Origin of the sequence: Paenibacillus xylanexedens (assembly GCF_007680605.1) — a bacterium.
Lineage (GTDB): Bacteria > Bacillota > Bacilli > Paenibacillales > Paenibacillaceae > Paenibacillus > Paenibacillus xylanexedens_B.
This window is the reverse complement of sequence record NZ_VEIO01000023.1, coordinates 1-1467: the sequence shown is the minus strand read 5'-3', so window position 1 is coordinate 1467 and position 1467 is coordinate 1. Positions and strand designations below refer to the sequence as shown.

Annotated in this window: 2 protein-coding genes; both read right to left on the bottom strand. The window is 45.9% G+C overall.

Annotation, left to right across the window (positions count from 1 at the left end):
* Positions 1-1078: condensation domain-containing protein (locus tag FS818_RS28155; protein ID WP_260989993.1), on the bottom strand; the 1078-nt coding region annotated here is incomplete at its 3' end.
* A 50-nt stretch (positions 1079-1128) separates the two neighbouring features.
* Positions 1129-1467 (bottom strand): condensation domain-containing protein (locus FS818_RS28150; protein WP_260989992.1); only part of this gene is annotated, 339 nt, incomplete at its 5' end.

The following is a 1467-nucleotide window of genomic DNA, read 5'->3' as shown; positions in this document are numbered from 1 at the left end:
AGTTCTGAAACACAAACAGGTGATCGATCAAGTTTTGTTTCAGTTCCGTTTGACCTTGAACCTCGGCCAATGAAAGGTAATCGTATTTCTCGGATTCCAGCGCTCTCTGCTGTAATCGTTTGACCGTTTCAATGAACGTGCCATCGCTTTCGTTCGGCCCCATTCGAACCGGTAGAGTGTTGATAAACAACCCTACCATGTTTTCAACGCCGTCAATTTCTGCTGGACGCCCTGACACGACAGCGCCGAACACTACGTCATTGGTGTTGTTGTATCTGCGCAACAACAAGCCCCATGCTGCTTGCAACATGCTATTCATCGTAACTTGATGGTATTTGCTTAAGTGCATCAAACGCTCGGTCAGCGCCTCCGAGAACGTAAGATGAGTCTCTTCCAGGATGTACTCTTCACTTGTAAAATGACTGCTTGTTGGAATCGCCGTACGTTGCTCGTACCCCGCCAAATAATTTTTCCAGTAGCCCAGTGCTTCTTCCCGATCCTGCGCTTTCAGCCAATTGATGAAGTTTACATAAGGCTTTACAGCTGGTAGATCAATCGCCTTACCGTTACAGAGTTGCTTGTACATATAAAAAAACTCTTTCAAGACGATGCTCATGCACCAGCCGTCCATCAAAATATGATGGTGGCTCCATATGATTTCATAGCTCTGATCTCCAGTCTTTAATACCGCAAGTCGCAACAGTACATCTCTCGTTAGATCAAATCCATGTTCCCGATCCCCTTGTTTAAACTGTTCGACACTGATCTTGACTTCATCTTCCGTTAACCCGGTGAAATCTTCGAAAACGATTGACGGATTGCGTTTTTTGAGTACGATCTGCAAAGGCCTTTTCAACCCTGTGTGCTTAAATACCGTTCGGAAGATATCGTACCGATCCATCAAAAGAGAGAGACTCTCTTCCAAATGGACTTTATGCAACGAACCTTGAACTGTAAACGACATTTGTTCCAAATACGCGGACGAATGCGGTTCCCTTAAAGCATGGAACAGCATGCCTTCTTGCATCGGAGATAGCAGGTACATGGAAGCTACGTTCTGGTTACCTCCACCACTCATTGCACTCACCTATCTTTCGTTTATAAATTATGAATACGAGAGATCTTACACTACAACTCATTCAACTCGGTTAAGAGTTCTTCGAAAACATCTAAAGGCACTTCTTCGTTGCCCACATCGCTCGGGGTCAGTTCGGTCTTGGTTTGCTGCATACAATGGCCAATGATCGAAAGCAACTGCTTCTTGTAGTTGTCCAGCAGTACTCGCATTGTGCTTTCTTGGTACTCCTGCTTGTCGTACATTACGCTCAGTGTCAGTTTCCCATCGATTACATTTCCTGCAATGTCCAACGCATGAACCCGCTCCGATTGCGGACTCATTGGCAATCCAGTAGACAGCCCAGACATGGACATCGCCCCGGCATTCATCTCCCGATCCCATTGCCCTAA